The 25,259-nt window shown below is 48.5% G+C and carries 27 protein-coding genes, 1 tRNA gene and 1 pseudogene; 18 read left to right on the top strand and 11 right to left on the bottom strand.

The window, feature by feature from the left end:
- Positions 1-4: 4 nt before the first annotated feature.
- The 5 genes from IE074_RS08200 to IE074_RS14975 all read left to right on the top strand — a co-directional run bounded on the left by IE074_RS08200 (position 5) and on the right by IE074_RS14975 (position 4,045).
- Complete coding sequence (locus tag IE074_RS08200; protein WP_189384990.1) at positions 5-814, top strand: ABC transporter ATP-binding protein; 810 nt, start codon at positions 5-7, stop codon at positions 812-814.
- A gap of 1 nt (position 815) precedes the next feature.
- Positions 816-1,610 (top strand): ABC transporter permease, encoded by a 795-nt coding sequence (locus IE074_RS08195; protein WP_189384989.1) that lies wholly within the window; start codon positions 816-818, stop codon positions 1,608-1,610.
- 188 nt (positions 1,611-1,798) lie between these two features.
- A complete protein-coding gene (locus tag IE074_RS08190) occupies positions 1,799-2,878 on the top strand; it encodes a tartrate dehydrogenase (RefSeq protein ID WP_189384988.1) in 1,080 nt (359 codons plus the stop codon).
- 23 nt (positions 2,879-2,901) lie between these two features.
- Positions 2,902-3,897: an asparaginase gene (locus tag IE074_RS08185; protein ID WP_189384987.1), complete on the top strand. Its 996-nt coding sequence runs from the start codon at positions 2,902-2,904 to the stop codon at positions 3,895-3,897.
- A 13-nt stretch (positions 3,898-3,910) separates the two neighbouring features.
- The gene (locus tag IE074_RS14975; RefSeq protein WP_268247310.1) at positions 3,911-4,045 is read left to right on the top strand and encodes a hypothetical protein; all 135 of its coding nucleotides are present in this window, start codon (positions 3,911-3,913) and stop codon (positions 4,043-4,045) included.
- Positions 4,046-4,096: 51 nt separating this feature from the next.
- On the opposite strand, the gene IE074_RS08180 is transcribed toward IE074_RS14975, so the two are convergent.
- Positions 4,097-4,318 (bottom strand): putative signal transducing protein, encoded by a 222-nt coding sequence (locus IE074_RS08180; RefSeq protein ID WP_189384986.1) that lies wholly within the window; start codon positions 4,316-4,318, stop codon positions 4,097-4,099.
- A 127-nt stretch (positions 4,319-4,445) separates the two neighbouring features.
- Here IE074_RS08180 and IE074_RS08175 point away from each other — a divergent pair, with 127 nt between their 5' ends.
- Complete coding sequence (locus tag IE074_RS08175) at positions 4,446-4,817, top strand: hypothetical protein (protein ID WP_189384985.1); 372 nt, start codon at positions 4,446-4,448, stop codon at positions 4,815-4,817.
- Between the two features lie 102 nt (positions 4,818-4,919).
- Here IE074_RS08175 and IE074_RS08170 read toward each other — a convergent pair whose 3' ends face one another.
- The 4 genes from IE074_RS08170 to IE074_RS08155 form a co-directional block, all read right to left on the bottom strand.
- A complete protein-coding gene (locus IE074_RS08170) occupies positions 4,920-6,101 on the bottom strand; it encodes an MFS transporter (RefSeq protein ID WP_189384984.1) in 1,182 nt (393 codons plus the stop codon).
- A gap of 109 nt (positions 6,102-6,210) precedes the next feature.
- Positions 6,211-6,903 (bottom strand): nitroreductase, encoded by a 693-nt coding sequence (locus tag IE074_RS08165; protein WP_189384983.1) that lies wholly within the window; start codon positions 6,901-6,903, stop codon positions 6,211-6,213.
- A gap of 49 nt (positions 6,904-6,952) precedes the next feature.
- The gene (locus tag IE074_RS08160) at positions 6,953-7,072 is read right to left on the bottom strand and encodes an enoyl-CoA hydratase-related protein (protein WP_373297793.1); all 120 of its coding nucleotides are present in this window, start codon (positions 7,070-7,072) and stop codon (positions 6,953-6,955) included.
- A gap of 44 nt (positions 7,073-7,116) precedes the next feature.
- Positions 7,117-8,751 carry an AMP-binding protein gene (locus IE074_RS08155; RefSeq protein ID WP_189384981.1) on the bottom strand — a complete coding sequence of 545 codons (1,635 nt, stop codon included), beginning with the start codon at positions 8,749-8,751 and terminating at the stop codon, positions 7,117-7,119.
- Between the two features lie 261 nt (positions 8,752-9,012).
- Between IE074_RS08155 and aliB the strand changes: the two genes are divergently transcribed.
- Positions 9,013-10,161 (top strand): cyclohexanecarboxyl-CoA dehydrogenase, encoded by a 1,149-nt coding sequence (gene aliB / locus IE074_RS08150; protein ID WP_189384980.1) that lies wholly within the window; start codon positions 9,013-9,015, stop codon positions 10,159-10,161.
- A 3-nt stretch (positions 10,162-10,164) separates the two neighbouring features.
- Here the strand turns inward: aliB and IE074_RS08145 are convergent, their stop codons facing one another.
- The gene (locus IE074_RS08145) at positions 10,165-10,635 is read right to left on the bottom strand and encodes a MarR family winged helix-turn-helix transcriptional regulator (RefSeq protein WP_189384979.1); all 471 of its coding nucleotides are present in this window, start codon (positions 10,633-10,635) and stop codon (positions 10,165-10,167) included.
- A 61-nt stretch (positions 10,636-10,696) separates the two neighbouring features.
- Here IE074_RS08145 and IE074_RS08140 point away from each other — a divergent pair, with 61 nt between their 5' ends.
- The 5 genes and pseudogenes from IE074_RS08140 to IE074_RS14855 all read left to right on the top strand — a co-directional run bounded on the left by IE074_RS08140 (position 10,697) and on the right by IE074_RS14855 (position 13,972).
- Entirely contained in the window at positions 10,697-11,464 is a 768-nt protein-coding gene (locus tag IE074_RS08140; RefSeq protein ID WP_189384978.1) for a glucose 1-dehydrogenase, read from the top strand.
- Positions 11,465-11,515: 51 nt separating this feature from the next.
- The gene (badI, locus tag IE074_RS08135) at positions 11,516-12,298 is read left to right on the top strand and encodes a 2-ketocyclohexanecarboxyl-CoA hydrolase (protein ID WP_189384977.1); all 783 of its coding nucleotides are present in this window, start codon (positions 11,516-11,518) and stop codon (positions 12,296-12,298) included.
- A 286-nt stretch (positions 12,299-12,584) separates the two neighbouring features.
- Entirely contained in the window at positions 12,585-12,974 is a 390-nt protein-coding gene (locus IE074_RS08130; protein WP_189384976.1) for a COG4315 family predicted lipoprotein, read from the top strand.
- 89 nt (positions 12,975-13,063) lie between these two features.
- Positions 13,064-13,456, top strand: a pseudogene (locus IE074_RS14860) (YybH family protein); the annotation flags it as partial.
- An 87-nt stretch (positions 13,457-13,543) separates the two neighbouring features.
- Positions 13,544-13,972: a VOC family protein gene (locus tag IE074_RS14855; protein WP_229793949.1), complete on the top strand. Its 429-nt coding sequence runs from the start codon at positions 13,544-13,546 to the stop codon at positions 13,970-13,972.
- Between the two features lie 112 nt (positions 13,973-14,084).
- On the opposite strand, the gene IE074_RS08120 is transcribed toward IE074_RS14855, so the two are convergent.
- A complete protein-coding gene (locus IE074_RS08120) occupies positions 14,085-15,041 on the bottom strand; it encodes a siderophore ABC transporter substrate-binding protein (protein WP_189384974.1) in 957 nt (318 codons plus the stop codon).
- A 485-nt stretch (positions 15,042-15,526) separates the two neighbouring features.
- On the opposite strand from IE074_RS08120, the gene ppk2 reads away from it, so the two are divergent.
- A complete protein-coding gene (gene ppk2, locus IE074_RS08115) occupies positions 15,527-16,432 on the top strand; it encodes a polyphosphate kinase 2 (RefSeq protein ID WP_189384973.1) in 906 nt (301 codons plus the stop codon).
- 161 nt (positions 16,433-16,593) lie between these two features.
- On the opposite strand, the gene hpaI is transcribed toward ppk2, so the two are convergent.
- The 3 genes from hpaI to IE074_RS08100 all read right to left on the bottom strand — a co-directional run bounded on the left by hpaI (position 16,594) and on the right by IE074_RS08100 (position 18,726).
- Complete coding sequence (gene hpaI / locus IE074_RS08110) at positions 16,594-17,397, bottom strand: 4-hydroxy-2-oxoheptanedioate aldolase (RefSeq protein ID WP_189384972.1); 804 nt, start codon at positions 17,395-17,397, stop codon at positions 16,594-16,596.
- A 9-nt stretch (positions 17,398-17,406) separates the two neighbouring features.
- Positions 17,407-18,222, bottom strand: coding sequence for a 2-oxo-hept-4-ene-1,7-dioate hydratase (gene hpaH / locus IE074_RS08105; protein WP_189384971.1), 816 nt, complete (start codon positions 18,220-18,222; stop codon positions 17,407-17,409).
- 428 nt (positions 18,223-18,650) lie between these two features.
- A tRNA-Phe gene (locus IE074_RS08100) sits at positions 18,651-18,726 on the bottom strand.
- A gap of 318 nt (positions 18,727-19,044) precedes the next feature.
- Here IE074_RS08100 and hemA point away from each other — a divergent pair.
- The 5 genes from hemA to IE074_RS08075 all read left to right on the top strand — a co-directional run bounded on the left by hemA (position 19,045) and on the right by IE074_RS08075 (position 23,264).
- On the top strand, positions 19,045-20,319 hold the full coding sequence (gene hemA / locus IE074_RS08095; protein ID WP_189384970.1) for a glutamyl-tRNA reductase: 1,275 nt from the start codon (positions 19,045-19,047) through the stop codon (positions 20,317-20,319).
- Between the two features lie 71 nt (positions 20,320-20,390).
- On the top strand, positions 20,391-21,470 hold the full coding sequence (prfA, locus tag IE074_RS08090; protein ID WP_189384969.1) for a peptide chain release factor 1: 1,080 nt from the start codon (positions 20,391-20,393) through the stop codon (positions 21,468-21,470).
- A gap of 19 nt (positions 21,471-21,489) precedes the next feature.
- The gene (gene prmC / locus IE074_RS08085) at positions 21,490-22,311 is read left to right on the top strand and encodes a peptide chain release factor N(5)-glutamine methyltransferase (RefSeq protein ID WP_189384968.1); all 822 of its coding nucleotides are present in this window, start codon (positions 21,490-21,492) and stop codon (positions 22,309-22,311) included.
- 64 nt (positions 22,312-22,375) lie between these two features.
- Positions 22,376-22,705, top strand: coding sequence for a Grx4 family monothiol glutaredoxin (gene grxD / locus IE074_RS08080; protein WP_189384967.1), 330 nt, complete (start codon positions 22,376-22,378; stop codon positions 22,703-22,705).
- Positions 22,698-23,264 (top strand): UbiX family flavin prenyltransferase, encoded by a 567-nt coding sequence (locus tag IE074_RS08075; RefSeq protein WP_189384966.1) that lies wholly within the window; start codon positions 22,698-22,700, stop codon positions 23,262-23,264. The genes grxD and IE074_RS08075 overlap by 8 nt, the downstream gene beginning before the upstream one ends.
- A 163-nt stretch (positions 23,265-23,427) precedes the next feature.
- On the opposite strand, the gene IE074_RS08070 is transcribed toward IE074_RS08075, so the two are convergent.
- Positions 23,428-24,210: an EI24 domain-containing protein gene (locus IE074_RS08070; protein ID WP_189384965.1), complete on the bottom strand. Its 783-nt coding sequence runs from the start codon at positions 24,208-24,210 to the stop codon at positions 23,428-23,430.
- Positions 24,211-25,259 lie beyond the last annotated feature (1,049 nt).

Below are 25,259 nucleotides of genomic sequence, written 5' to 3'. Positions count from 1 at the left end.
CAATATGTCAGAACCTGCATTATCATTGGATAAAATCACGTGTACTTTTGTATCACGTGATAACAAAAACGAAAAATATACCGCATTACGTGACGCCACCCTGCATATTGCACCGGGTGAATTTGTATCCGTAGTGGGCCCTACCGGTTGTGGCAAATCAACCCTGCTTAACGTGGGGGCGGGCTTGCTTGAACCTTCGGCAGGCTCGGTCCGGGTGTTTGGTCAACCCTTGAAGGGCATCAATCACCGGGCCGGGTATATGTTTCAGGGTGAGGCACTCATGCCTTGGCGCAGTGCGATTGAAAATGTGATGGCCGGCCTTGAATTTGCCAATGTCCCCAAAGAACAGGCGCGGGCACAGGCCATGGACTGGCTGCAACGGGTCGGTTTGTCACATGCCGTTAACAAGTACCCCCATCAAATGTCGGGTGGTATGCGTAAACGCGCCATGCTGGCCCAAACCATGATTCGTGATCCCGATATCATCCTGATGGATGAGCCCTTTTCAGCCCTTGATATCCAGACCCGCCAACTCATGGAAAACGAAGTGCTGGAAATCTGGATGAGCCAACGCAAAGCCGTTTTGTTCATTACCCATGACCTGGATGAGGCCATTGCCATGAGTGACCGGGTTGTTATTCTTTCGGCTGGGCCGGGAACGCATATCATTGGTGAGTTCAAGATTGACCTGCCACGCCCCAGAGACGTTGCTGAGGTACGTTCTCATCCGCGTTTTACCGAATTGCACAAGGCAATCTGGGATGTCCTGCGCGAAGAAGTCCTGAAAGGGTATGATCAACAGAAACGGGTTTGACATGTGGAATTCAATTAAACCAAACACACGCAACTTCCGCTTGTGGCAAATTATTATTCTGGCGGTAATACTGGGTACCTGGTATTTCGCTTCACTTAACGACAATGTCGCATTTTTCTTTGGGCAGCCTCTTGGTGTGGCAGAGTCCATCTGGAACTGGTTTGTCGTTGACGGTGATATTTACCGTCACTTGGGTATAACGCTTTCAGAAACATTGCTGGCATTTGTCATCGGTACTGTGTTCGGGATGCTTTTTGGCTTATGGCTGGGGCTTTCCAAAACAGCCAGCCTGGTGCTTGATCCTTACCTGACAGCACTCAACTCCATGCCAAGGGTCATTCTTGCTCCCATTTTTGCCATGTGGTTTGGTCTGGGTATCTGGTCCAAGGTGGCTCTGGCGGTGACCCTGGTGTTTTTTATCGTGTTTTTCAACGTGTACCAGGGCATCAAGGAAGTTAGCCCCACATTGCTTGATAACGCAAAAATGCTGGGTGCCAATCGCAAGCAATTGCTGCGCCATGTTTATCTGCCATCGGCAACCAGTTGGGTGTTTTCAAGTTTGCATGCCTCGGTTGGCCTGGCGTTTGTCGGCGCCGTGGTAGGTGAGTATCTTGGGTCTGCCAGTGGTGTGGGTTATCTTATTTTGCAGGCAGAGGGCACCTTTGATATCAATACGGTGGTCGCCGGCATCATCGTACTGACGGTATTTGCCTTGCTGCTTGATCTGTTGGTGAGCCTGACTGAAAAATATTTCCTGACCTGGAAACCGACATCGGGTGAAACCGAAAAATTGTAAAAATCGATTTTATACCTCTTTCACCCATGAAAAATCTCCCGGGATCGGTCTGTCACAAGCCGGTGGTCGGGAGGTTTTTTATGTGAAAGTCAGACGCCATATACCATTGATCTTGTTATCTGGGTAATATGTTGGATGAATTAATGTAGTTTAAACAAATAACAATATTTATTTTTTGCTGGATGAAAATGACAAAACAAATCAGGATTGCAGCCATTCCCGGAGATGGTATTGGCAAGGAGGTCATGCCCGAGGGCTTGCGCGTATTGAAAGCGGTACAGGAAAAGTTCGGGCTGGATTTGCACATAGAAGAATTTGAATGGGCCAGTTGCGATTATTATGCCCGTCACGGCAAAATGATGCCCGACGACTGGTTTGAAACCCTGCGGCAGTTTGATGCCATTTATTTTGGTGCCGTAGGCTGGCCCGATACCGTGCCTGATCACATTTCCCTGTGGGGCTCTTTACTGAAATTCCGGCGTGATTTTGACCAGTATGTCAACTTGCGTCCCGTTAAGCTGTTACCCGGTGTGCCATGCCCGCTGGCCAATCGCCAGCCCGGAGATATTGATTTCCTGGTTGTGCGCGAAAATACCGAAGGCGAATATTCGTCGGTGGGTGGCAAAATGTTTGAGGGCACTGATCGTGAACTGGTCTTGCAGGAATCGGTTTTTACCCGTAAGGGCGTTGACCGCATTCTGAAATATGCGTTTGAACTGGCCACCAGGCGTGAGCGTAAAAAATTAACGGCAGCCACCAAGTCCAATGGCATTTCAATCAGTATGCCTTACTGGGACGAGCGGGTAGCCTTAATGGCGCAAGACTACCCGCAGGTACAGTGGGACAAGCAGCATATTGACATCCTGTCGGCCCGTTTCGTGCTACAGCCCGACCGCTTTGATGTGGTGGTGGCGTCCAACCTGTTTGGCGATATCCTGTCCGACCTTGGACCGGCATGTACCGGTACGATTGGACTGGCACCTTCTGCCAACCTGAACCCAGACCGTACCTTTCCGTCGCTGTTTGAGCCGGTGCACGGGTCTGCCCCTGATATTTACGGGCAAAACATAGCCAACCCGATTGCCATGATCTGGTCAGGTGCCATGATGCTTGATTTTTTCAGTGAACAGAACGAGGCCTTCGCCCGGGCCCATGACGCCATTATGGCTGCCATTGAAACCGTGTTGGTGCAGGGACCCAAATTCCGTGACCTGGGTGGCTCTGCCAATACCACTGAAGTGGGCATGGCGATTGCCAGTCTTATTTAAGCCTTGGCAAACAAGGAAGCCGCATGAGCAAGAAACGAATATCCATAGGCGCCTTGGGTGGCACCATTAGCATGACGGCCAGCCAGTCCGGGGGCGTAACCGCAACGCTGGGTGCCAGGGAATTGGCAGAAAGTGTGCCGGGCCTTGCCGGGCTGGCTGACCTTAGCCTGCAGACCTTGCAAAAACTGCCTAGCGGTTCCATTCGTTTTGACCATCTTTTCAGTTGCCTGGCATGGGCCGAAAAAGAGGTGGAAAAAGGTGCTGACGGCGTCATTATTACCCAGGGCACCGATACGCTTGAAGAATCCGCCTTTTTTATGGATCTTTTCTGGCGTCATGCCGAACCCCTGGTATTAATGGGGGCAATGCGTTCGCCCGAAGAACCCGGTGCCGATGGTGCTGCCAATCTGCTGGCTTCGGTAGTTGTTGCCAGCAGCCAGGTATCTGCCAACAGGGGTGTATTGCTTGTCATGAATGATGAAATTCACGAGGCAAGGCATGTTCGTAAAGTCCACTCAAGCCGGGTTAATGCTTTTGCATCTCCGGTATTTGGTGCTGCAGGAGTAGTACTTGAAAAGCAGGTACAGTATTTCAGGCCAACCGTGCGTAAGCCACAATTGGCGATCCCAACCAGCTTCAAGGCTAAAGTGTTGCTGCTGGAACATACGCTTAGTGATGACCCTGGCATACTTTCTTTGGCTCTGGCGCATGAGGCTTGCCAAGGGGTCGTGATTGCCGGCTTCGGATCCGGCCATGTCTCTGAGTCCTTGCGGGATGTGCTGGTGGCGGCTGCCAAACGGATACCGGTGATTGTCTGCTCCAGAACCGGTGCGGGTAGTACCACCCAAGCCGTGTATGGTTATAAAGGTGCAGAAATAGACCTGCAGAAAAATGGTATTCTAATGGGGCAGTGGTTGTGTCCACGCAAGGCCCGGCTGTTACTTGCTGCAGCACTATGGAATAATTGTGAAAGAGAACAAATAAAAGAACTGCTTGGACAATGGGGTACAAGCCACTAACACCAGGAAAAACATGAGTAATTTCAGCTATTTTCTACTTGCCATTGTATTGGGCGTATTGTTCTTGGGTATTGGCTTGATTGCCTGGAAGCTTATAAAGCGGGCGATTGGTATTCCGAAGGAAATTGACAAAAGTGATCTTGATTGACGTTGAGCCTTTGTTGGCATGGCATGCCTGTGGCCAGTGCAATGGGATTTCCTAACTGCTGAAAAAAGGTTCAAGCAGGGTTTTGGCCAGCTCAACCTGGTCGGCCCGAACCATCAGAATCTGTTCATTCAGGCTATTGGATATCGCACCAGGATACATGGAACTGAATCCTCGACCTGAAATAATAAAATGAATATTATAGGCTGTCATGAGTGAAGAAATAACGGCCGCTTCCGGTTCTGACTGCATTGTATAAATCGGGATCATGTTCATCGCATTCTCATTGTAAGCCGGTAACAAAAATAGAGTATATTTTTCAATTGTTTAAGTGTATTCTATACGAAATGGCCATTGGGGTTAATAAATAGGCTTTTCTGTTTTTACCTTTCGGAGGTGCAGCATGAAAAAATCTTTAATATTTGTTTCTGCCTTTGCTGTTCTGGGAACAGGCTTTCTCTCCATTCCTGCGGGTGCAGCCAGTTTCGAGTATTCACCGCCCCTGGAAGTAGGGTTCAACAACAATAATAATCATGAGTTGAAATTCCGCGGCTTCGAGCAGGATAAACTGGAAGAAAGAAATTCCCGGGTAAGCTGTGTGGGTCCTTGCGAGGACCGTAATAAAACCCTCTTCTTCCTGCAGCATCAAACCATTGCCAATCTTCCTCTGGTTACAGGAACAACAGAGGTGGTGAGTTCGTCCAGTATTGACAATCAATCCGTTAGCGTCAGTCACGAAAGCATTGTCAATGAGACAGTTGACAGCGCGCAATAAGTTTTTCTGGCGCTGGCCGGGCGCTTGGTTTTCGTACCACCAAGAAAGCATAAACCTGCCTGCCAGCCTGGCCGGCGCACAGGTTTTGCTTTTTAGTGAGCATTATTGAACCGATTGATCCAGTCTGCGTTTACCGATGATCAGCCCCAGAGCGAGCAGGCTTATGCTGACGCAAAATATAATAACAGCCGATAACAGGCCAAAAGCATCGGCCAGTAGTCCAACCGACACAATGGGTAAAATGGTGCCCAGATAGCCAATAAACAAGTAAGTGGAAAAAATGGGGCCACGGTTTTCAGCGGTGCTGAGTTGTCCCACAAGGCCAAAAGTGGCCAGCAAGGTGGCTCCGTGGGCCAGTCCGGCCAGGATATCGGCAACAATAAACAACAGGGTGGAATGGGTGCTCATTGTGAGTCCCAGTGCCAGGCAGGCCAGTAACAGAAACAGCATGCCAAGGTATAAAGTCCTGTGCAGGGGCAGGGACCTGAGCATGAACTGGGTACAGCCAGAGATGAACAGGACCGAAGCGATGGCCGTACCGCTAATAGCCGGACCGTTCCATGGGATCATTTCCTTAAGGAAAGACGGCGCCAATGAGCCATAAAGGCTGAACAGGCCAAAAGCGGCAAAGGCAGTCATGGAAATAATCAGGAAGAGCGGTTTAAGGGTCGGCTCTGCCGGTACTTCAAGTTTGGGCATGAAAGAAGGGCGCCCAGGCTTGCTTTTTATTTCCTGCCTGACAGATCGCAAGCCATAAAGAATAAAAATACTGGGTATCAGGACGGTTACATAGGGAGTGACCAGCGGATAGGGTAGAAACTGGGCTATCCAGCCACTAATGAACGGCCCCGAACCAAAACCCGCCACACTGACCATGGAGGCAATCTGTCCTGCCTTGGATTTATGGCTTGCCGGGAGAACCTGACTCATGCCAAGCATGGCAGAAGTGCTGATCATGCCAGAGGCAATGCCTATGGTTACTCGCCCCAGACCAAGCAGGAACGGAGAAATGGCCAGGGAGGAAATGCCTAAGCCAATAATGGAAAAAACCAATCCCCCTTTAAGGACGGGTAAAAAACCGTAGTGGGCGGTGACTTTACCCAGAAAAAGCAGGGTAACCAGGACGCCTGCCATATAGGCAATGAAAATATAGGTGATTTCGCTGGGTTTCAGGTCCCACAGTAGCTGGTAAAAAGGATAGAGGGGGCTTGCAAGTGCAGTTCCCATGGTGCCGGCACACAGTGCGGCACCGACCCAGGCAAAGGGTCTCCATGTGGTTTGCATGTTATTAAAAGGAGATCTGTAAAAACAGTATGAAAGTGTACCTTAAGTCTTCAACCGACTTCCATTAACAGGCGATAGACCTGGAAGCTTTATTATTTCTGCCTGAAGATTACTCGTGAAAAGTCACGAATTCCTCCAGAGGCACCCGGGTAGTCTGCAATTTGTTGGCAGGGTTGGACGTATCTTCATAGCCAAGTGAAATGCCACAGACCAGGGTTTGTTCTGCAGGAATAGACAGATGCTGTTTGACAATGGCCGGGTAATTGACCAGCGCGACCTGCGGACAGGTGTGCAGGCCCAGGGCACGGGCTGCAATCATGATGTTTTGTATGAACATGCCGGTATCCAGCCAGCTGCCTTGTTCCATGTTGTTGTCAAGCGTCACGAATAAGACAACGGGTGCGTCAAAAAATTCAAAATTGCGGGCATGCTGCCGTTGCATGGCTGCTTTATCGCCTTTTTGGATACCCAGAATATTGTAAAGCGACCAGCCGTTTTCACGACGCCGGGCCAGATAGGGTTCACGCCATTCTTTGGGGTAATACTGGTATTCGCATTGGTTGGGTGTGTTGGCATGGAAGGCATCAAGCAGGGCGGCAGATAAGGCATCGCGGGCCTGGCCCGAAACAACATGCACTTTCCAGGGCTGGATATTGCTGCCACTGGGGGCGCGTGATGCAGTTTGCAGCAGGGTGTGTAACACTGGTGCTGGAATGGCGTCTGGCAGAAAGCCTCGGATGCTTTTGCGGCTGGTAATGGCCGCTAATGCAGTGTTTTGGGGGGAGTGTTCAATCGTGTCCATGTATATAAAATGCCTGATAGGTCAAAAACGGACCTGGTCCGTTTTTTTATTAACGATTATTGAAATTGGCCGGTCGTTTTTCAATAAAGGCATTCATGCCTTCCTTGCGATCCTCCAGTGCAAAAGTAGCATAAAGCATTTTTCGCTCAAAGGCGAGCCCTTCATTCAATGACCCTGGTTTTATACAGGACCGGAGTGTCCCCGCATGACGGATTAGTTGATTTGGAAGGATTTGGCTTCCTCGCGCAGCATGAATTTTTGCAGTTTGCCGCTAGGTGTTCTGGGTAAATCACTCCTTATTTCCAGTTTCTCGGGGAAGTACTGGTTAGCCACTTTTTTCTCTTTCAGATATTGAATCATTTCCTCAAAAGAGAAGCTGGCACCTTCTTTAAGCGTTACAAAGGCACATGCCCTTTCGCCAAGCCGTTCATCAGGAAAGCCTACAATGGCAACCGTGGCAATGGAGGGGTGCTGGTAAAGCAGGTTTTCAATTTCAACCACGGGGATGTTTTCCGCACCGCGAATAACGATATCCTTGCTGCGGCCATTGATGCGGATATACCCCTCTTGGTCCATGAAGGCAAGGTCACCCGAATCAAACCAATCGTCTTCGGTCAGTGCGTTAAGTTCGGGTTTTTTGTAATAGCCAACACATTGGGAAGCGCCTCTTACCAGCAGGCGTCCTGTTTCACCGCGTGGCAACTCATTGTCATTGCCATCAACGATCTTCAGCTCAATGCCGGGAATGGCCCTGCCGTCGCTGATACTGGATTTTTCCAGCGCCTTCGAGGGGGTCGTAATGGTGATGGCGCCGTTTTCGGTCATGCCCCAGGCTGAGCATACGGTCAGGTTCATGATTTGATGGGCCCGTTCTATCACAACGGGTGGAATGGGGGCGCCAGCGCAGCAGAACTTGGTAAATTGCGGGGATCGCGGTGCTCCCTTTTCAGTCGCATTGCACATGTCCAAAACAAAGGGGCTGGAGGCCATGCTGAAGGTAACAGCTTCTTTATTGATGATTTGCAATGCAAAATTGGGGTCCCAACTGTCCATGACTACGGTGGTTGAATTAAGCATGATGGGCAACATGGCCAGATAACCGTAACCAGTAAGGTGTGCCATGGGAGAGGCGCCCAGGATAATTTCGCTGTCTTTCAGTTCAAGGGCGTCAACGAAACCGTCAAGGGCGGCAAACAGCGTATTGGAAGTATGCATGACCGCTTTCGGCTCGCCGGTGGTGCCGGATGTGAACATCAGGATAAGAATGTCGTCTGGTTCAACCGGACCGGCAACAAGGGGGGCGGAAGAGGTGTCTGTCAGCAGGAGTTTGTCAAAGCTGTTTTCGCTTTCACCGCCAACGACCACAATATGCTGGAGGGTGTCTATTTTGTGTAGCAGGCCGTTGGCCATTTCTTCATAATTGAAATTTTTGAATACGGACGGGACAATAAAGACCTTGGATTCAAGAAACTTTAGCATATAACTTAATTCACGATCGCGAAAAATGGGCATCAAGGGGTTTGCCACCGCGCCAATCCGGGCGCATGCCAGGGATATGGCAATAAACTCCCAGCTATTCGGAATCTGGAAACTAACTACATCGGAGCGTTGAATGCCCAGGCGGATAAGGGATTTGGCAATAGTGTCAATATGCGCATTAAGCTGGTGATAGGAAAGACGCACGGGAGCACTGTTTTTACCATCGACCTTATAGGCAACAACGGCAGTTTTATCCGGATGCGTTTCCAGTGCCTGTCTGAAGAAGTGTTCGATAGTCCTGTTTTTCCAGAAGCCGTTTGTTGTCATTTTTTCTTTGCGTGCATCAATCAGGGATGTGTCAAATTTCATGATCTGTCTCGTGGGTAGTAGTGGATGAAAAATTCTTATGGATTGGTGAATATGTTCCTTACGTATTTACGTAAATATATTTGCATAATATTTTTATTATTCTTCACCATTGACCGTAATTAAAATACTAGTGTTTTCCCTTCATTTTGCTTTTTTTATTAAATCAGGGGTAAATTTTGTTGAACTTGGTCAAGGATTATGTAATTATAGGCAAATAGGTAAATATATTTACATATATTCCAATTAGGTTGAAGAGGCAATATGGAATTTTCAATTACAGAAGATCAGCGGGTATTGGTGGAAAGTGCAGGCAGGTTTGCACGAGAGGTACTGGCACCCGGCTATCAGCACCGAGATAAAACAGGACGCCTTGAACTGGAGATTGTGCGCCAGATGGGTGATTTGGGCTTGCTGGGTGTGGAAATGCCCGAGGCTTATGGCGGTATGGGTATGGACTGCGTAACCAGCGGTCTGCTGCTTGAGCAGCTGTCCGCTTCGGATTTCAACATGGCTTATGTCAGCTTGCTGGTGTCATTATGCGGTCAAATCGTGAACCGTTTTGCCAGCGAATCCATCAAGCAGGAATGGTTGCCAAAAATCATTGCCGGAGAAAAACTGATTGCGATTGCATTGACCGAGCCTTCAGCCGGTTCTGACGCCGCTGCTTTGCAATTAAAGGCGGTTAAAGAAGGTGATCATTATGTCCTGACGGGTGAAAAAACCTCAATTTCACTGGCTGATCAGGCCGATGTGGCCGTGGTTTTTGCCCGAACCAACAGCGATATCAAGGGTGCCAAAGGGATTAGCGCATTTTTGGTACCCATGGATTTTCCAGGTATTACCCGTACCGCTTTTGATGACCTGGGTACGCGTTGTGTGGGGCGGGGTTCAATATTTTTTGATGGGGTCAAAGTGCCTGCCAGTCATATGCTGGGCGAAGAGGGTAAAGGTTTTACCCAGGTCATGCAGGGTTTTGACTATAGCCGGGCGTTAATCGGGTTGCAATGCCTGGCCGTGGCGCGTGCCTCTTTGGATGAAACCTGGGAGTATGCCAAAGAGCGTGAAACTTTTGGCAAGCCCATCGTGGAAAACCAGGGGGTCAGTTTTCCGCTGGCCGAATATGAAACCTATTACCAGGCTGCCCGCTTGGTTTGCCTGGAAACGCTTTGGCTTAAAGACAAGGATTTGCCCCATACCTCACAGGCGGCCATGTGCAAATGGTGGGGGCCAAAACTGTCTTATGACATTATTTACCAGTGTCTGCTGTTTCATGGGCATGGTGGTTATGCCAAAGATTACCCTTATGAGCAGCGTCTAAGGGATGTGCTTGGCCTGCAAATTGGCGATGGTACCGCACAAATCATGAAAATGATTATTGCCCGTACAAAAACAGGCCTTAAATTAAGTTGAAACTTAAATTTTTGACATATTTTGCTGCAAGGTATTGATGTAATGGATAAGGGCCAGGCGGTCATCAAAGGAAATGTTCTTCAGTGCAAGGTCATAAAACTGATGAATAGGCTCAGCCAGGTTCTTCCAGAGTTCTTTTCCTTTGGGGCTTAAGGAAACCCTGATGGATCGGCGGTCTTCGGTACTGGGTGTGCGGACGATATAGCCATCACGCTCAAGACGGCCAAGCAGGCCGGTCAGGTTCTGGCGGGTAATCAGCAGATAGCGGGACAGCTCATTCACGCTCATGCCGTTTTCCGCCTTGGGTCTGGACAAGGCACCCAGCACAGACCATTGCTGGGTGGTTACGCCAAACTCTTCCAGAGCCTGAGTGCCTTTGGTATGAAGGGTGTTGGCAGCCTGGAAAAAACGGAAAAAAAGCCGGTTATTGATTTCATAAATTGCTGCTTCTTTGTCTTGATCGGAAGTAGTCATGATTATTTAAGTGAAGAATGGGTTCATTAAGCATATAGACTTATTTTAGTGGAGAAACATAATGTTTGGATTAAAAGATAAAGTTGTATTGGTGACCGGTGGTGGTGGTGGTATTGGCAGCGCCATTTGCGAGCGGTTTGGTCAGGCGGGTGCCAAAGTGGCAGTGGTTGATATCAACCAGGAAGCCGGCGATAAAACCGTAGAAAAAATCAAGGCAGCGGGTGGCTTCGCGCAAACTTTCCTGGTAAACCTGACCAATCAGGAGTCAGTCATTGAGTGTGTGAACAACATTGAAAGCACACTGGGGCCGATTGATGTATTGGTTAATAACGCAGGCTGGGACCGGGCCGGCAATTTCCTGGATACCAATAAGGAATTGTGGGAAAAAATTGTCGACATCAACTTCTTTGGTGTGTTGTACATGCACCATGCGGTACTCAAAGGCATGTCAGAGCGCGGCAAGGGTCGTGTGGTAAATATTGCCTCTGATGCAGCCCGCGTTGGCTCCAGTGGCGAATCCGTGTACGCCATGTGCAAAGGCGGTTTAATCGCCTTCTCCAAAACCATTGCCCGTGAGCTGGCAAGAAAACAGATCAACGTTAACGTGGTGTGTCCTGGCCCAACCGATACGCTGTTGTTCCGCGATTTCTGCGGTGAAGGCGAGTACGGTGAAAAACTGCGCAACGGCTTGACCCGTGCAATTCCTTTCGGTCGTCTTGGTCAGCCCGAAGACTTGGCGGGTGCAGTGGCTTTCCTGGCCAGTGACGAGGCTGCTTTCATTACCGGACAGGTGATTAGTGTGTCTGGTGGTCTTACCATGGTTGGTTAAATTGTTATTTGCTTCAAGTTAAAACAAATTATTCTGGAAGAGGGATTCATCATGTCATACGAAAAAATTCTGTACGAGGTTAACAATGGCACAGCACGTATTACCATTAACCGACCTGAAGTTTATAATGCTTTTGATGCACAAACCTGCGAAGAACTGATTGACGCTTTCAAGCGCGCTGAAGTAGATAAAAGCGTAGGCGTGGTTGTATTGACAGGGGCCGGAGACAAGGCATTTTGTACCGGTGGTGACCAATCCGGTAAAGATGGTGATTACGGCGGTCGAGGTGTGATTGGCCTGCCGGTAGAGGAACTGCAAAGCGTTATCCGCGATATCAATAAACCCGTGATTGCCCGTGTTAACGGTTTTGCAGTAGGTGGCGGTAACGTATTGGTAACGGTATGTGACCTGGCTATTGCTTCTGACAAGGCCCAGTTGGGTCAGGTGGGCCCTAAAGTGGGTTCGGTTGATCCCGGTTTTGGTACGGCTTACCTGGCACGTGTGGTCGGAGAGAAAAGAGCCCGTGAAATCTGGTATTTGTGCCGCCGTTATACGGCCCAGGAAGCATTGGCAATGGGGCTGGTCAATGCCGTGGTGCCACATGACCAGTTAGACGAAGAAGTACAGAAATGGTGCGATGAAATCAACGAGAAAAGTCCAACCGCCATTGCCTTGGCAAAACGTTCATTCAACGTGGATAGCGAAATGATCCGTGCCATGTCTTCACTGTCCATGCACGCCCTGAAAATGTATTACGACACTGATGAGTCCAAAGAGGGTGGTAACGCTTTCCGTGAGAAACGCAAACCCGAATTCCGCAAATATGTGAAATAAAGCTTAACAAGCTGGCTGCAGGTTGGTGCAGCCATAGGGTCCCTGGCGGGCAATATCCGTCTCTGGCTCCCACGCTCCTGCGTGGGAGTTTCTTTTTTCTATCTCGTTCCGATGCTCCTGAGTGGGAACGACCCCATGCCTGCCCACAAGGTTACAAACCGGAAATAAAAAATAATTTGTGATTTTAAAAAAAGTTATTTGTTTTCAATGATTTAGGTTTATCCTGTATAGGCTGGCCAATAGCAATACAAGCCAGTTTCTCTTGTCTTTTTTAGCCATAAGGGAGATGAAAATGAGGAAGCTATTACTTATGCTGGCCTTGGCCAGTTTGGGTTGTGGATTCGCCAGTGAAAGTGCCCGTGCGGCAGGCCCGCCGGTAAAAGCAATGAACGGTATATTGGTTAATGTCGAAGGCATGACTTTATATACCTATGATAAAGACCGCGATATGCCAGGTAAAAGTGTCTGTAATGACCGGTGTGCCCAGAATTGGCCACCGCTTTTGGCTGCTGCAGATGGCAATGCCGAAGGGGATTACAGTATTATCATGCGCGATGATGCAAGCAGGCAATGGGCTTATAAGGGACAGCCTTTGTACCTGTATAAAAGAGACATGAAGCAGGGAGACATGGTTGGGGATGATGTCCAGAATGTCTGGCATGTGATTAAACAGTAGTGTTATTTTGGCAGGGCTATTGAAGCAGTTATCTCAGTGTTGTTTATTGTTTAAGTAGCCTTGCCATTTTTTGCAATGGGAGCAGTGTGATGAATGCTTCAAATGGAAACTCGGCAGCACAGTCAGAAGTCAGGCAGGCAATACAACGCTGGCAGGGTGCAATACAGACGCGGGATATCAATCAGATAATGTCAAGCTATACACCCGATGTGGTTGCCTACGATGCCGTTTTGCAGTTGCGTTTCAAGGGTAAAGAGGCTTATGGCAAACATTGGCAGTTCTGCCTTGAAATGTGTGCCAATGACATGGTATTTGAACCTGCCGAGATGCATATTTCCGTTAGCGGGGGGCTGGCGCTGGTTTATTGTCTGGTTCGTTGCGGAGAAAAGGATGAAAGCGGTCAGCAGCATGTCTCTTGGATGAGGATTACATCCGGCTATAAAAAAGTGGACGGGCAATGGCTGATCGAACATGAGCATTTTTCTGTGCCGTTCGATATGATGTCTTTTAAGGCTTTGTTTGATCTTGACCCTGATAATGAACATAAAGTCAGGTCAGTGCCGTCGGGCATGAATACGGTGACGCCACATTTGGTGTGTGCTGGTGCCAGCAAGGCAATCGAGTTTTATACAAAAGCCTTTAATGCAAAAAAAATATCCCGTCTGGCCGATCCGGATGGTAAGTTGATGCATGCTGAAATCCGTATCGGTGATTCGGTTGTCATGCTTATGGATGAGAACAAACAATGGGGTGCGCTGGGGCCTGTTGCACTTAATGGATCACCGGTTACGGTGCATTTATATGTGGACAACGCCGATGCGATTTATGAGCAGGCCATTGCAGCCGGTGCAACCCCCGTTATGCCAATGGATGATACTTTTTGGGGAGATCGTTATGGTGTCCTTAAAGACCCGTTTGGGCATAACTGGTCTATAGCAACGCATATGCGGGATGTGAGCGAGGAGGATATCCGTGAAGCTGTGAAGGGGTGTGCCTGAGGATTATTTACTTTACTGTTTTTTGTGCTGCTTGGCGGCACCCGGGAAATTGCCCTCATAACGTCTGTAGGTCACAGGGTTTTGGGGGCAATTCAAATTTCAAAATCCGGTTTTATTTTTTTGCATCCAGTGCGGCAGAAATCTGGTCAATATTCTGTTGCATAGAAGTCAAACCCGCGCTACCCAGGATGTACCAGTTGTATGGGTCGACATAAACAATCTGGTTGTTTTTGGCAGCACGGGTCTGTCCGATGATGGATTTTTCCAGTACTTCCTTGCTGGAAGGTTTGTCGGTGTTGCTGCCCGTGGCTGCGTGGCGATCAATCACAAATAGCCAGTCGGGGTCGGCCTTGGCAATATCTTCCAGTTTGAAGGGGTGGCGGTCTGTGGTGGAAAGGTCTTTGACCGCGGCATTGGGTGTAAAGCCAAATACGTCATAAATCATGCCAAAGCGGGAACCGGGTCCAAAAGCGCTGGCTTTGTCACCGATGGACAGAATCATCATGGCATTGCCGGCCTTGGCGGATTTGGCTTTCAAGGTGTTTATGGATGCATTCAGTTTATCCAGGGCTTCGGCTGCCTGTGCTTCCTTGTCAAAAATCTTGCCCAGGGTGTTCACGTTGCGCTTGATGCTTTCCAGGGGGGCTTTTGTATCAATATTCATGTCCAAGGTTGGGGCAATTTTAAGCACGTCATCAAATTTGTCACTGGAGCGGCCACCCACAAAAATCAAGTCCGGGGCAACGTTGGCAAGCGCCAGGTGATCGGGTTCAAACAGGGTGCCTACCCTGGGTATGTTTTCTTCGTTATAAGCCGCGAGAAACTCAGGAAAGCGCGAGTTGGCCACTGCGCTTGCCTGAATGTCCAATGCTTGCATGTTATCCAGGGTTGGCAAATCAAAAACGGCGGTTTTGGCGGGCTGGGCCTTGATGCTGGCCACGCCTTTGGCATGTTGCACTTTGACTTGCGTATCCTGTGCCAAAGCAGGCCCGGTAGTCGTGGCAAAAGTGATGGCTATCGCTGCCTGCAGCAAGGTGAGCCATTTCGTTTTTTGTAACTTGGGCTTCATTTAAGTATCCTTTGTTTGTATAGGGTAAATAAGGGGTAAACATTAGTGCATGAGTGGCAAAAAATGCCACCTGCAGGCTGGAGTAAGCTTCCTTCAATCATATAAAAAATAATGGGAATCATTATCTCTAAAAACTATTTATTTGTAAATGAGAATTATTTTTATTATTATGTTTTGTGTTTTTTCAGCTATTGGATGCCCGTCCCTGTTGAGAACTCCGCAGTTTTGAAACCATTCTCATCTTCAGTGCTCTTATATAAGAGTGAGCAGGGCAAATTCTCTTTTATGCGCATGGCTGGTGCCCGTGCAGTTGGTATCGGCACCTCTTTCATTAAATCCTGGAAGCGGTAGAATGAGTGAATCACACATTGATCTGATGATCTGTGATGAGCGGCGCCGGCTTACCCGCGCGGATGATTTCCCAGTCATATACGCGTCATATAAAAGCTATAAATTTCATTAATTATTTAAGGAGTTGTTTTCTTATGACGGAAAATTTATCTGAACACACTCAGCGTCTTTATGCCGACATGATCGACAGTTTTGATGAAGAGCTGGAAATGGAAATTGATGATAATCGCCTGGATGATGTTTTGGGTGAAATATCGACTGGCGATGGCATGGACCGTCGGGTTTATTTCCGTGAACTGCTGCGTTTGCAGGGAGAGTTGATCAAGTTGCAGGATTGGGTGGTTGACCAAAAGCTTAAGGTGGTGGTTATTTTTGAAGGACGGGATGCGGCGGGTAAAGGAGGAGCGATTAAACGCATTACTCAACGGCTGAACCCGCGTGTCTGCCGGGTTGCGGCTTTGCCGGCTCCCAGTGATCGTGAGCAGACCCAGTGGTATTTCCAGCGTTATGTGTCTCACTTGCCCGCGGGTGGTGAAATTGTCCTGTTTGACCGTAGCTGGTATAACCGCGCAGGTGTGGAACGGGTCATGGGTTTCTGCACTGATGAAGAACTGGAGCAGTTTTTCCGTGATGTAACTGAATTTGAAAAAATGCTGGCGCGTAGCGGTATTGTCTTGATCAAGTATTGGTTCTCGATTAGTGATGATGAGCAGCATCGTCGCTTTCTGCTGCGTATGCATGATCCCCTGAAACAATGGAAGTTGTCCTCTATGGATCTGGAGTCACGCCGTCGCTGGGAGGCTTATACCAAGGCCAAAGAGGAAATGATAGAACGGACGCACATTCCCGAGGCACCGTGGTGGGTGGTTGAAGGCGTAGACAAGAAACGGGCCCGTTTGAATTGTATTTCGCATTTGCTGTCGCAGATTCCTTATGGTGACGTACATAGGGAGCCTATCGAGCTGCCGGCGCGTGAGCATCATCCTGACTATATTCGTAATCCGACGCCCAAAGAAATAATTGTGCCGGCTATTTATTGATTTTTGTTGCGGTCATGGGCAGTCAAGAGCAAGCGGGTTTTGTATGAATATAACGCAAATCCCGCTTGAAAAAAAAAGGCCGGATTTTGCTGCTAACGGATATTGACAAGCCCCTTGACAGGGGAGTGTACGTTGTCTGGCAGCAAATGCCTTGTTGGAAATCAATATACGTTCCCTTGTTTGGTGGTGGTGGCTGCTTCAGGCTTGAATGCCTTGGCCAGTGTAGTGGCTGCGCTTACCAATAAACTTGTATCCACACCGACCGCGACAAAACGGGCGCCCAGTTCAAGATACTGGCGGGCCAGTGTTTGGTTGGACATTAATATGCCCGGGGCTTTGCCCGATTGGCAAACCGTTTTAATGCCATCGATAATGGCTTGCTGAACAGCCGGGTGTAATGGGTCACCCAAGTGGCCCATAGAGGCGGAAAGATCGGCGGGCCCGAAAAACACACCGTCAACGCCTTCAACGTTGGTAATTGCCTGAAGATTCTCCAGTCCTTTTTTTGTTTCGACCTGAACTAACACACAAATTTGCGCATCGGCCTGATGAAGGTAATTGTCAATCTGGCTCCAGCGCGATGAGCGGGCCAGTGAGCTGCCTACACCACGGATGCCGACAGGCGGGTAGCGGGTAGCCTGAACTATCTGCTTTGCCTGCTCAGCGGTTTCCACCATAGGTACAAGCAAGGTTTGTGCGCCGATATCCAGCAATTGCTTGATTAAAGCGGTATCGCCACTTACCGGTCGGGCAACCGGATGAACCGGATAGGGGGCGACAGCCTGTAATTGGGCCAAGGTTTGCCGTAAATCGTTGGGAGCATGTTCACCATCTATCAGCAGCCAGTCAAATCCGGTGCCCGCCACGGCTTCGGCGGCATAGGGGTCGGCCAGGCCAAGCCAGAGTCCGATTTGAGGCTTGCCCTGACGCAGGGCCTGTTTAAAGCTATTAATAGGGAGTTGCATGAAACATCCTTAGAAAAAACGAAATGATAATGTGCCCAGTGGACCATAATCGGCCTTGAAAGTGTCTCCGGCTTTTGCGACAACGGGTCGGGTGAATGAGCCGGCCAGAATAATTTGTCCAGGTAGCATGGTTTCATTCCATGGGGCCAGTTTGTTGGCCAGCCAGGCCACACCAATCGCAGGATGGCCTTGTACGCCAGCGGCCAGTCCGGTTTCTTCGATAATGCCATTTTGACTCAGGATGGCACCGCACCAGGGTAAATCCAGTTTATCAGGGGCGATTTTTTCTGCACCGATAATAATGCCGGCGTTGGCGGCATTGTCGCTGATGGTGTCGAAGACTTTGCTGATAGAGCCGGTAAGCGGATCAACAGGCGCAATCCTGAAATCAATAATTTCAACCGCCGGTGTGACATAGTCTGTGGCGGCCAGTACTTGTTCAATAGAAACATCCGGGCCTTGCAGGGGGGATTTCAGTACAAAAGCCAGTTCAACTTCAACTCTGGGGGTAATGAAGCGGTCAAGCGGGATATCCAGTGTTTGCCCCGGTGTGCAGGTGTACTGCATGTCATCCAGCAAAGTGCCATAGTCGGGCTCTGAAATTTGCATGGCAATTTGCATCGCCCGTGAGGTTAGTCCTATTTTATGACCAATGATTGACTTGCCTTGTGCCAATTGCATGGCTACCCAGGCCCGGCTGATTTTATAGCCGTCCTGAATCGTCATATCGGGAAAGCGTTGTGTGAATTGCTGAAGTGGGGTACGGGTGTTTTTTGACTGGTTCAGTTCACGAGCCAGCTGTTCTATACGTTCTGTGTCAAACATGCGGTAAGACCGTTTTTAAAATAGGGTTGATGAAAAAGAAAAAACCAAATCGGGTTAAATGTCTTGTAACAGTTTAACGGTTTGGTGCGGATAATTGAGAACAGGGTATGGTCTTGATGGCAATAATGCCAATTGGCGGCAGGGTGGCAAGAGTCATGATAAAAACTGACGCAGTACCGCCCTTATGATTCCTAAGCCGCTGGTCTGAAATTCTGGTTATGGCGGGGCGAGTTAGCAGAAGTAAGATTGGATGGAAGAGATACGCAAAGTAGCATGACATGAACTGCCATATGTGAAACCAATGAAAGGTCAAGGCAGTAACAAAAACCAGTTGATGAAATCCCAACTAACTATACTCGTTAATCAAAAAGACTGACGAAAAAAAAACGCCAACTTATGCAAGTTGGCGTTTTCTTTTCAGGAATTTCTGGTGGCCTGGGGCAGAATCGAACTGCCGACACAAGGATTTTCAATCCTCTGCTCTACCGACTGAGCTACCTGGCCGTGAAAGATTTAAATATTACACCATGGTTTCGATTCTTGTAAAGCCCTATGTCAAAATAATAACTAAAAAATGATTTTATAAAGTTTTTTGTTGTGAGTGTGCATCATTTTGGTTGTGTGTTGTCCTTTGTGCACCATTTTCAGGAATTAAGTCCCGGTTTTGTGCCCGGATCATACAAAAGGGTGTTTTCATCATGATTTTTATCAAGGACTGGCATGATAGTGCTTAAAAAGTTGTCAGAAATCATGCGGGTATAACAAAATCGCTGGCTCGGCATTATAATAGACACAATTCTTTCTTAATTGACTTATATACATATGTCACTTGATGTCCTCACTTTTGGCCTGAATCATCATTCCGCTCCGGTGTCGGTGCGTGAACGCGTGTCCATGTCTGGCGAACTCATTCGCCCGGCACTTGACGGCCTGCGTTCGGCTTTTGGTGGCTCATTGAAAGAAGCCACCATTCTTTCCACCTGTAATCGTACGGAAATCTATTGTGCCGCATCGCCTGAAATTGCCGAGCATGTGCCACGCTGGCTGGCAGATTTCAACACCCTTGAAACAGGTATCCTGAAGCCGCACTTGTATCAATACAATAAAGATCAGGCGGTTCGTCATGCGTTTCGTGTGGCAAGTGGGTTAGATTCCATGGTATTGGGTGAAACCCAAATCCTGGGGCAAATGAAAACCGCCGTGCGTGCCGCCAGCGATGCCGGTGCCATGGGAACCTTGCTAAACCAGTTGTTTCAGAAAACCTTTTCGGTTGCCAAAGAAGTGCGTACTCAAACCGCGATTGGTTCAGAGTCCGTTTCCATGGCTGCCGCGGCGGTCCGTCTGGCGCAACGCGTATTTGGTGATATTTCAGCTACCAAAGTATTGTTTATTGGTGCCGGTGAAATGATAGAGCTTTGCTCTGCGCACTTCGCGGCACAAAAACCAAAATCAATGGTGGTGGCCAACCGTACCCTTGAACGGGCAGAAAGCCTGGCCTGCAAGTTTGATGGCAGCACCATGAAACTGGCTGATTTGCCCAATCGCTTGGCTGAATTCGACATTGTGGTTTCCTGTACGGCCAGTTCCCTGCCTATACTGGGTCTGGGAATGGTGCAAAAAGCCTCAAAGGCCCGTCGTCATCAACCCATGGTCATGGTGGATCTTGCCGTGCCCCGGGATATTGAATCCGAAGTGGGGCAGCTTAACGATATCTATCTTTATACAGTAGATGATCTTGGTCGTTATGTGCAGCAGGGCAATGATTCCCGTCAGGCCGCAGTGGTCCAGGCAGAAGCGATTATTGATGGCCGTGTGCAAAATTTCATGCATTGGATGCAATCCCGCGCTGTTGTGCCGGTTATTCGCGACCTTAACGAGGGTGCCAATCAAATCAGTGCAGCTGAGCTTGATCGTGCCCGTAAAATGCTGGCCAAAGGTGAAGACCCCGAGGCAGTCCTTGAGCAGTTTGCCCGCAGCCTTACCCAGAAATTTCTTCATGCACCCATGGTTGCCTTAAACCGTTCTCAGGGTGCAGAGCGTGAACAGCTTATTGGCTGTTTGCCCAAATTGTTCCCTTATCAGAAAAACGAACATTAGCGCCGTTGCATTTTTTGCCATCGCGCTCTTGTTCCGTCCACTTTTCCTTTCTTTCCCATTTCGAGTTATTTATGAAACAGTCCATGCGTTCCCGTCTGGAACAGCTGTCCCAACGTTTAATAGAAGTAGATGCCCTGTTGGCTGAACCGGAAATCGCTAATGATATGGACCGGTTCCGTAAGCTGTCGCGCGAGCGTGCTGAAATTGATCCGGTTGTTGAGCTGTTCAAAAGCTATGAATCAACTGAAGCTGATCTTGAAACAGCCATGGAAATGATGTCAGACCCGGAATTGAAGGAGATGGGCGAAGAGGAAATGAAGGCGGCAAAAGACAGGATCGCAGAGCTTGAAGAAGCCTTGCAGCTGGAATTGTTGCCCAAAGATCCTGATGACGGGCGTGGAGTGTTTCTTGAGATTCGGGCAGGAACCGGTGGTGATGAAAGCGCCATTTTCACAGGAGACCTGTTCCGGATGTACAGTCGCTATGCCGAAGAAAAAGGCTGGAAAGTGGAAGTCATGTCCGAGAACCCTTCGGAAATGGGTGGGTACCGTGAGATTATTGCCCGGATTGATGGTGATGGGGTTTATGGACGCCTGAAATATGAATCGGGGGCGCATCGTGTGCAGCGCGTTCCCGAGACCGAGTCCCAGGGCAGGGTTCATACATCTGCCTGCACGGTAGCGATTCTTCCCGAGGCTGATGAACTGGCCGAAGTGACCTTGAATCCGGCTGACTTGCGTATTGATACTTTCCGGGCCAGTGGTGCGGGTGGTCAGCACATTAACAAGACCGATTCCGCCGTTCGGGTCACCCATATTCCAACCGGTATCGTGGCAGAATGCCAGGATGATCGTTCTCAACACAAGAACAAGGCCCGCGCCCTCAGTGTGCTTGCGGCCCGCATTAATGATATTCAGCGTCAGGAGCAGCAGGCCAAAGAATCGGCCGAGCGCAAGAGCCTGGTGGGAACCGGAGACCGTTCAGAACGTATCCGTACTTATAATTATCCGCAGGGCCGGGTCACCGATCATCGTATTAATTTAACCTTATATAAATTACAGCAAATTATGGAGGGCTCTCTGGATGAGCTGACCGGAGCGCTGATCGCCGAGCGTCAGGCAGAACTGCTGGCCCAGCTTGGCGATCATTAATGTTTGAATGCAGGCATCAATGAATACGGTTCGCTCGGTTATTGCCCAATCAGGTTTGCCATTGCTTGAAGCAAGAATGATTGTGGGGCATGTATTAAATGTATCCCGAGCCTGGATGATCGCGCATGATAGCGATTCCATCGCAGCCGGAAGTTTGGTGTCAATTCAGGAAATGTTCAGGCGCCGTCTTTCCGGTGAGCCAATGGCCTATATACTTGGGCAGCGCGAGTTTATGGGGCTGGTTTTCAAAACTAACCCTTCGGTTCTGATACCGCGCCCCGATACCGAGTTGCTGGTTGAAACCGCCATTGATTTACTGCAAAACCGGCCCGGTGCAACGATGCTTGATATGGGAACGGGCAGTGGCGCTATTGCGGTTTCTGTTGCTCACTATTGTCCACAGGCAGCAGTCATGGCTTCTGACACGAGTGCCGAGGCGCTGGCCGTAGCGCGAGAAAATGCCCAAAATCTTGGTGCGCGGGTGGTTTTTGTTGAAAGTGACTGGTATGAGCAACTGCCCGTTGGCAAGTTTGATCTTATTGTTTCCAATCCCCCTTATATTCATCATGCAGACAGTCACCTGGAGCAGGGTGATCTTCGGTTTGAGCCACCTCAGGCCCTGACCGATTTTAGCGATGGCCTGGCCGCCATCCGGAAAATTATTGCCGGAGCAGGAGATTTTTTGCAGGGTGGTGGCTGGCTTTGGCTTGAGCATGGTTGGGATCAGGCGGAAAGTGTCCGGTCACTGTTAATGGAAGCCGGGTTCGCTAATGTCGAAAGTCGCAGAGACTTATCGGGCATAGAACGAATTTCTGGTGGCCAATGGGTAATTTCAGAGTAAAATACTCGGGTATTAATCTGTTCTGCTGGAACAGTTGTTTAAACGTTGATTAGGTGAAAATATAATGAGTGAAGTACAGGATTTTATTCGCGAAACCGTAACCGAGCACCCCGTTGTTCTTTTCATGAAAGGAACGGCACAGTTTCCCCAGTGCGGATTCTCTGGCAAGGCGATTCAGATTTTGCGTGAACTGGGTGTCAAAAAACTGGTAACCGTCAATGTACTGGAAGATGCCGAGGTTCGTGATGGTATTAAAGAATATTCCAGCTGGCCTACTATCCCCCAGTTGTATGTGAAGGGTGAGTTTATTGGCGGATCTGACATCATGTCAGAAATGCATGCCAGTGGCGAGCTGAAAACGGTCCTGCAAGAATCAGGCGCCCTGGATGACTAAACGTCGGCTTGTTGTTGGTATATCTGGCGCAACCGGCTCGATTTACGCAACTCGTTTGCTAGAGCGCGTCCGCGAGGTCCCGGATGTTGAAACGCATCTGGTTATTTCGCCACCGGGCGTGCTGAATATTAAATATGAGCTGGACTTGGATCGACAAGCTGTTTTCGATCTGGCCGATCATGTTTATAACTTCAGGGATGTCGGGTCGGTGTTGGCGAGCGGTGCTTTTGCAACGGCAGGTATGTTGATTTTGCCCTGTTCAATGCGAACGCTGGCAGCGGTTGCGCACGGTTTCTCGGATAACCTGATTACCCGTGCGGCAGATGTTCATCTTAAAGAACGAAGACGTCTGGTGCTGGCGGTTCGCGAAACTCCTTTCAATTTGGCGCATTTACGTAATATGACTCAGGTAACGGAAATGGGCGGTATTGTTTTTCCACCCTTGCCTGCGTTTTATCATCATCCCAAAACCATTGAAGAAATGGTGGATCATACGGTCGCGCGTTTGCTGGCATTGTTTGATATTGATGTGGGTGGTCCCGAATGGGAAGGAACCTGATCAGCCGTCACGCAATGCTTTGTTAGTAAAAACCTTGTCTAATAAAAACAGCCTATGAAATTGAATGCCGTGTTCAATTTCATGGGCTGTTTTTATTGACTGAACTGGTGTTGGACCGGTATGCCTGTAAATCAATCCTTAGGCATAATGGTTATTAATGAGGTCAGCTTTTGCGGGGTGCCGTCTGGGCGTTACCGATTAATTGTTGCTTGCGAGTTTCCTGCAAGGCGTTAAGGCCGTAATGGGTACAAACCAGAATGGAGTAAACGGGCATTATCAGGGAAAGCGGCGGGATAAGCGCAATGGCGGCACAAATCAGGCCAATTAGCCAGAAGCCTTTATTGTGTTTTTTCAGGATGAAGCTACGTTCCTGAGGAGTCGCGTGTTCAACAATGGCGTCAAGTCGGCTCATATGTGAAAAGGCATATGCGCCCCAGAATAATGAAAGTACGACAGGCATAAAGGGAATAAACCACAACGGCAGGGTAAGCAACCAGCCAATAATAAAAATAGAGGATACTTTAATGGCATTGGTAATGCTGGTAGTGGTTGCGTTGACGCCTTTGCGCTCCAGGTCAGGATAATTAAACTGGCTAAGCTGTTTAAGTACCATAGGCATAATGACAATAGATGCAAAGGCAAGGCCGATAATGCCGCTAATGGCGCATAAGGCAATAAAAGAAAACAGTCCGGCAAGCCAGTCACTCATTGTGTGAAAGCCCCAACCAGATAAATTGCTGGCGGCTGTTTGAAACCAGCTCCAGGAAGAGGCGCTTTCATAAAACCAGTTGTCCAGTGGTGACCAGGCAAAAGACAATAAAATAATAGCGGAAATGAGCGCGACAAAAAAAGGCAGGATAATGGCAAAAAGCATCTTGGGGCGTAACTGTGAAACAAAGCCCCGACTGAATGCCTGGTTTAAGCCTGAAAAGGAAGTTGCTGGCATATATATAGTAAAAGAAAAAAAACAGACTGCCACACTATATGCAGTTCATACGGTGTTAAGCAAGTGATAAACGTTCTGGTAAGGAAAAAAGCATTTCAGGATAATTCCCGGATAAGGACGCTGGGGTATGAATAAAGAAATATTTGCTTGGGTAATTGACTTAAATAATCTGAGGACAGCCCTGTAGTAAAAAAAGAACGGGATATAGTGGCGATAACTTCAATGGCTTGCCAAACTTGGTTGATGCTGGGGGGGACAGGTTTCTGTTGGCTTATATAAATAATTAATACAATGTTCGCTGCCAGCCGGATAAACGGGTAAAAATCAGGCCATGTTGCATTGTTGCAATAAAAACACAAATCATGAATATGCAACAATTCCCAAATAAAACAATGGCTTGTGGATTTTGGTGTAAAATACCTACAAGTATTTGAAGAAAGTACTTGCCAAGGTGGGCTTGGGTTCGCTATAGTTACATTCTTTCGCAGCAACAGCGCTAGGGTTTACCCCAAAACGCCAGGCGGTGAAAAGTGAAACGAAGTTCAGATATGAGCAATTTAGTTTAATCTGGGCAACGTGAAGAAGGTGGTCTGGCAGATTGGTTTTAACGATTCGCTGGGTGGTTTAAAAAGAACGGTTTTAAAAATTCTTTAAAAAAGTTCTTGACAAACAAAACTACATGCTTCATAATCTCGTTTCTCTGCTGCTGACACAGCAACGCAGTCAAGTCAGTCTGATGTAATAAACCTTCGGGTTTGGGTCGGGTTGAGCTGAATGCGACAAGACCTGAATGAAGTTTATCGCGGGTTTATGTCAGCCTCATGACCGTTGGGTCGTGTTGTATGCTCTTTAACAATATAACAGCCGATAAGTGTGGGCGCTTGGAATGTAAGAGGCCACACCAGCAATGCTGGTGATGCTGAATTTATACTTTAAGCGCTCACTTGAAATGAAGAAGTAAGGTTTATACATATAAACGTTATTTTCTTTTGAGTGAAGCAGCGACCATTTACCATAAAACAGTAGATGGCAATTATACAGAGATTAAA

Source organism: Advenella faeciporci (genome assembly GCF_014652395.1).
GTDB classification, from domain to species: Bacteria; Pseudomonadota; Gammaproteobacteria; order Burkholderiales; family Burkholderiaceae_B; genus Advenella; species Advenella faeciporci.
The sequence above is the reverse complement of the archived record's forward strand: the minus strand, read 5'-3'. Positions and strand labels throughout refer to the sequence as shown.

Excerpts from the sequence above, each read along its gene's own strand:
- IE074_RS08070 (WP_189384965.1), bottom strand. The coding sequence starts at position 24,210 with ATGCCAGCAACTTCCTTTTCAGGCTTAAACCAGGCATTCAGTCGGGGC.
- prmC (WP_189384968.1), top strand. The coding sequence starts at position 21,490 with ATGAATACGGTTCGCTCGGTTATTGCCCAATCAGGTTTGCCATTGCTT.
- IE074_RS08200 (WP_189384990.1), top strand. The coding sequence starts at position 5 with ATGTCAGAACCTGCATTATCATTGGATAAAATCACGTGTACTTTTGTA.
- IE074_RS14855 (WP_229793949.1), top strand. The coding sequence starts at position 13,544 with ATGAATACGGTGACGCCACATTTGGTGTGTGCTGGTGCCAGCAAGGCA.
- IE074_RS08145 (WP_189384979.1), bottom strand. The coding sequence starts at position 10,635 with ATGACTACTTCCGATCAAGACAAAGAAGCAGCAATTTATGAAATCAAT.
- hpaI (WP_189384972.1), bottom strand. The coding sequence starts at position 17,397 with ATGCAACTCCCTATTAATAGCTTTAAACAGGCCCTGCGTCAGGGCAAG.
- hpaH (WP_189384971.1), bottom strand. The coding sequence starts at position 18,222 with ATGTTTGACACAGAACGTATAGAACAGCTGGCTCGTGAACTGAACCAG.
- IE074_RS08175 (WP_189384985.1), top strand. The coding sequence starts at position 4,446 with ATGAAAAAATCTTTAATATTTGTTTCTGCCTTTGCTGTTCTGGGAACA.
- IE074_RS08195 (WP_189384989.1), top strand. The coding sequence starts at position 816 with ATGTGGAATTCAATTAAACCAAACACACGCAACTTCCGCTTGTGGCAA.
- grxD (WP_189384967.1), top strand. The coding sequence starts at position 22,376 with ATGAGTGAAGTACAGGATTTTATTCGCGAAACCGTAACCGAGCACCCC.
- prfA (WP_189384969.1), top strand. The coding sequence starts at position 20,391 with ATGAAACAGTCCATGCGTTCCCGTCTGGAACAGCTGTCCCAACGTTTA.
- aliB (WP_189384980.1), top strand. The coding sequence starts at position 9,013 with ATGGAATTTTCAATTACAGAAGATCAGCGGGTATTGGTGGAAAGTGCA.
- IE074_RS08165 (WP_189384983.1), bottom strand. The coding sequence starts at position 6,903 with ATGGACACGATTGAACACTCCCCCCAAAACACTGCATTAGCGGCCATT.
- IE074_RS08075 (WP_189384966.1), top strand. The coding sequence starts at position 22,698 with ATGACTAAACGTCGGCTTGTTGTTGGTATATCTGGCGCAACCGGCTCG.
- IE074_RS08155 (WP_189384981.1), bottom strand. The coding sequence starts at position 8,751 with ATGAAATTTGACACATCCCTGATTGATGCACGCAAAGAAAAAATGACA.
- ppk2 (WP_189384973.1), top strand. The coding sequence starts at position 15,527 with ATGACGGAAAATTTATCTGAACACACTCAGCGTCTTTATGCCGACATG.
- IE074_RS08185 (WP_189384987.1), top strand. The coding sequence starts at position 2,902 with ATGAGCAAGAAACGAATATCCATAGGCGCCTTGGGTGGCACCATTAGC.
- IE074_RS08120 (WP_189384974.1), bottom strand. The coding sequence starts at position 15,041 with ATGAAGCCCAAGTTACAAAAAACGAAATGGCTCACCTTGCTGCAGGCA.
- IE074_RS08170 (WP_189384984.1), bottom strand. The coding sequence starts at position 6,101 with ATGCAAACCACATGGAGACCCTTTGCCTGGGTCGGTGCCGCACTGTGT.
- hemA (WP_189384970.1), top strand. The coding sequence starts at position 19,045 with ATGTCACTTGATGTCCTCACTTTTGGCCTGAATCATCATTCCGCTCCG.
- badI (WP_189384977.1), top strand. The coding sequence starts at position 11,516 with ATGTCATACGAAAAAATTCTGTACGAGGTTAACAATGGCACAGCACGT.
- IE074_RS14975 (WP_268247310.1), top strand. The coding sequence starts at position 3,911 with ATGAGTAATTTCAGCTATTTTCTACTTGCCATTGTATTGGGCGTATTG.
- IE074_RS08190 (WP_189384988.1), top strand. The coding sequence starts at position 1,799 with ATGACAAAACAAATCAGGATTGCAGCCATTCCCGGAGATGGTATTGGC.
- IE074_RS08130 (WP_189384976.1), top strand. The coding sequence starts at position 12,585 with ATGAAAATGAGGAAGCTATTACTTATGCTGGCCTTGGCCAGTTTGGGT.
- IE074_RS08180 (WP_189384986.1), bottom strand. The coding sequence starts at position 4,318 with ATGAACATGATCCCGATTTATACAATGCAGTCAGAACCGGAAGCGGCC.
- IE074_RS08140 (WP_189384978.1), top strand. The coding sequence starts at position 10,697 with ATGTTTGGATTAAAAGATAAAGTTGTATTGGTGACCGGTGGTGGTGGT.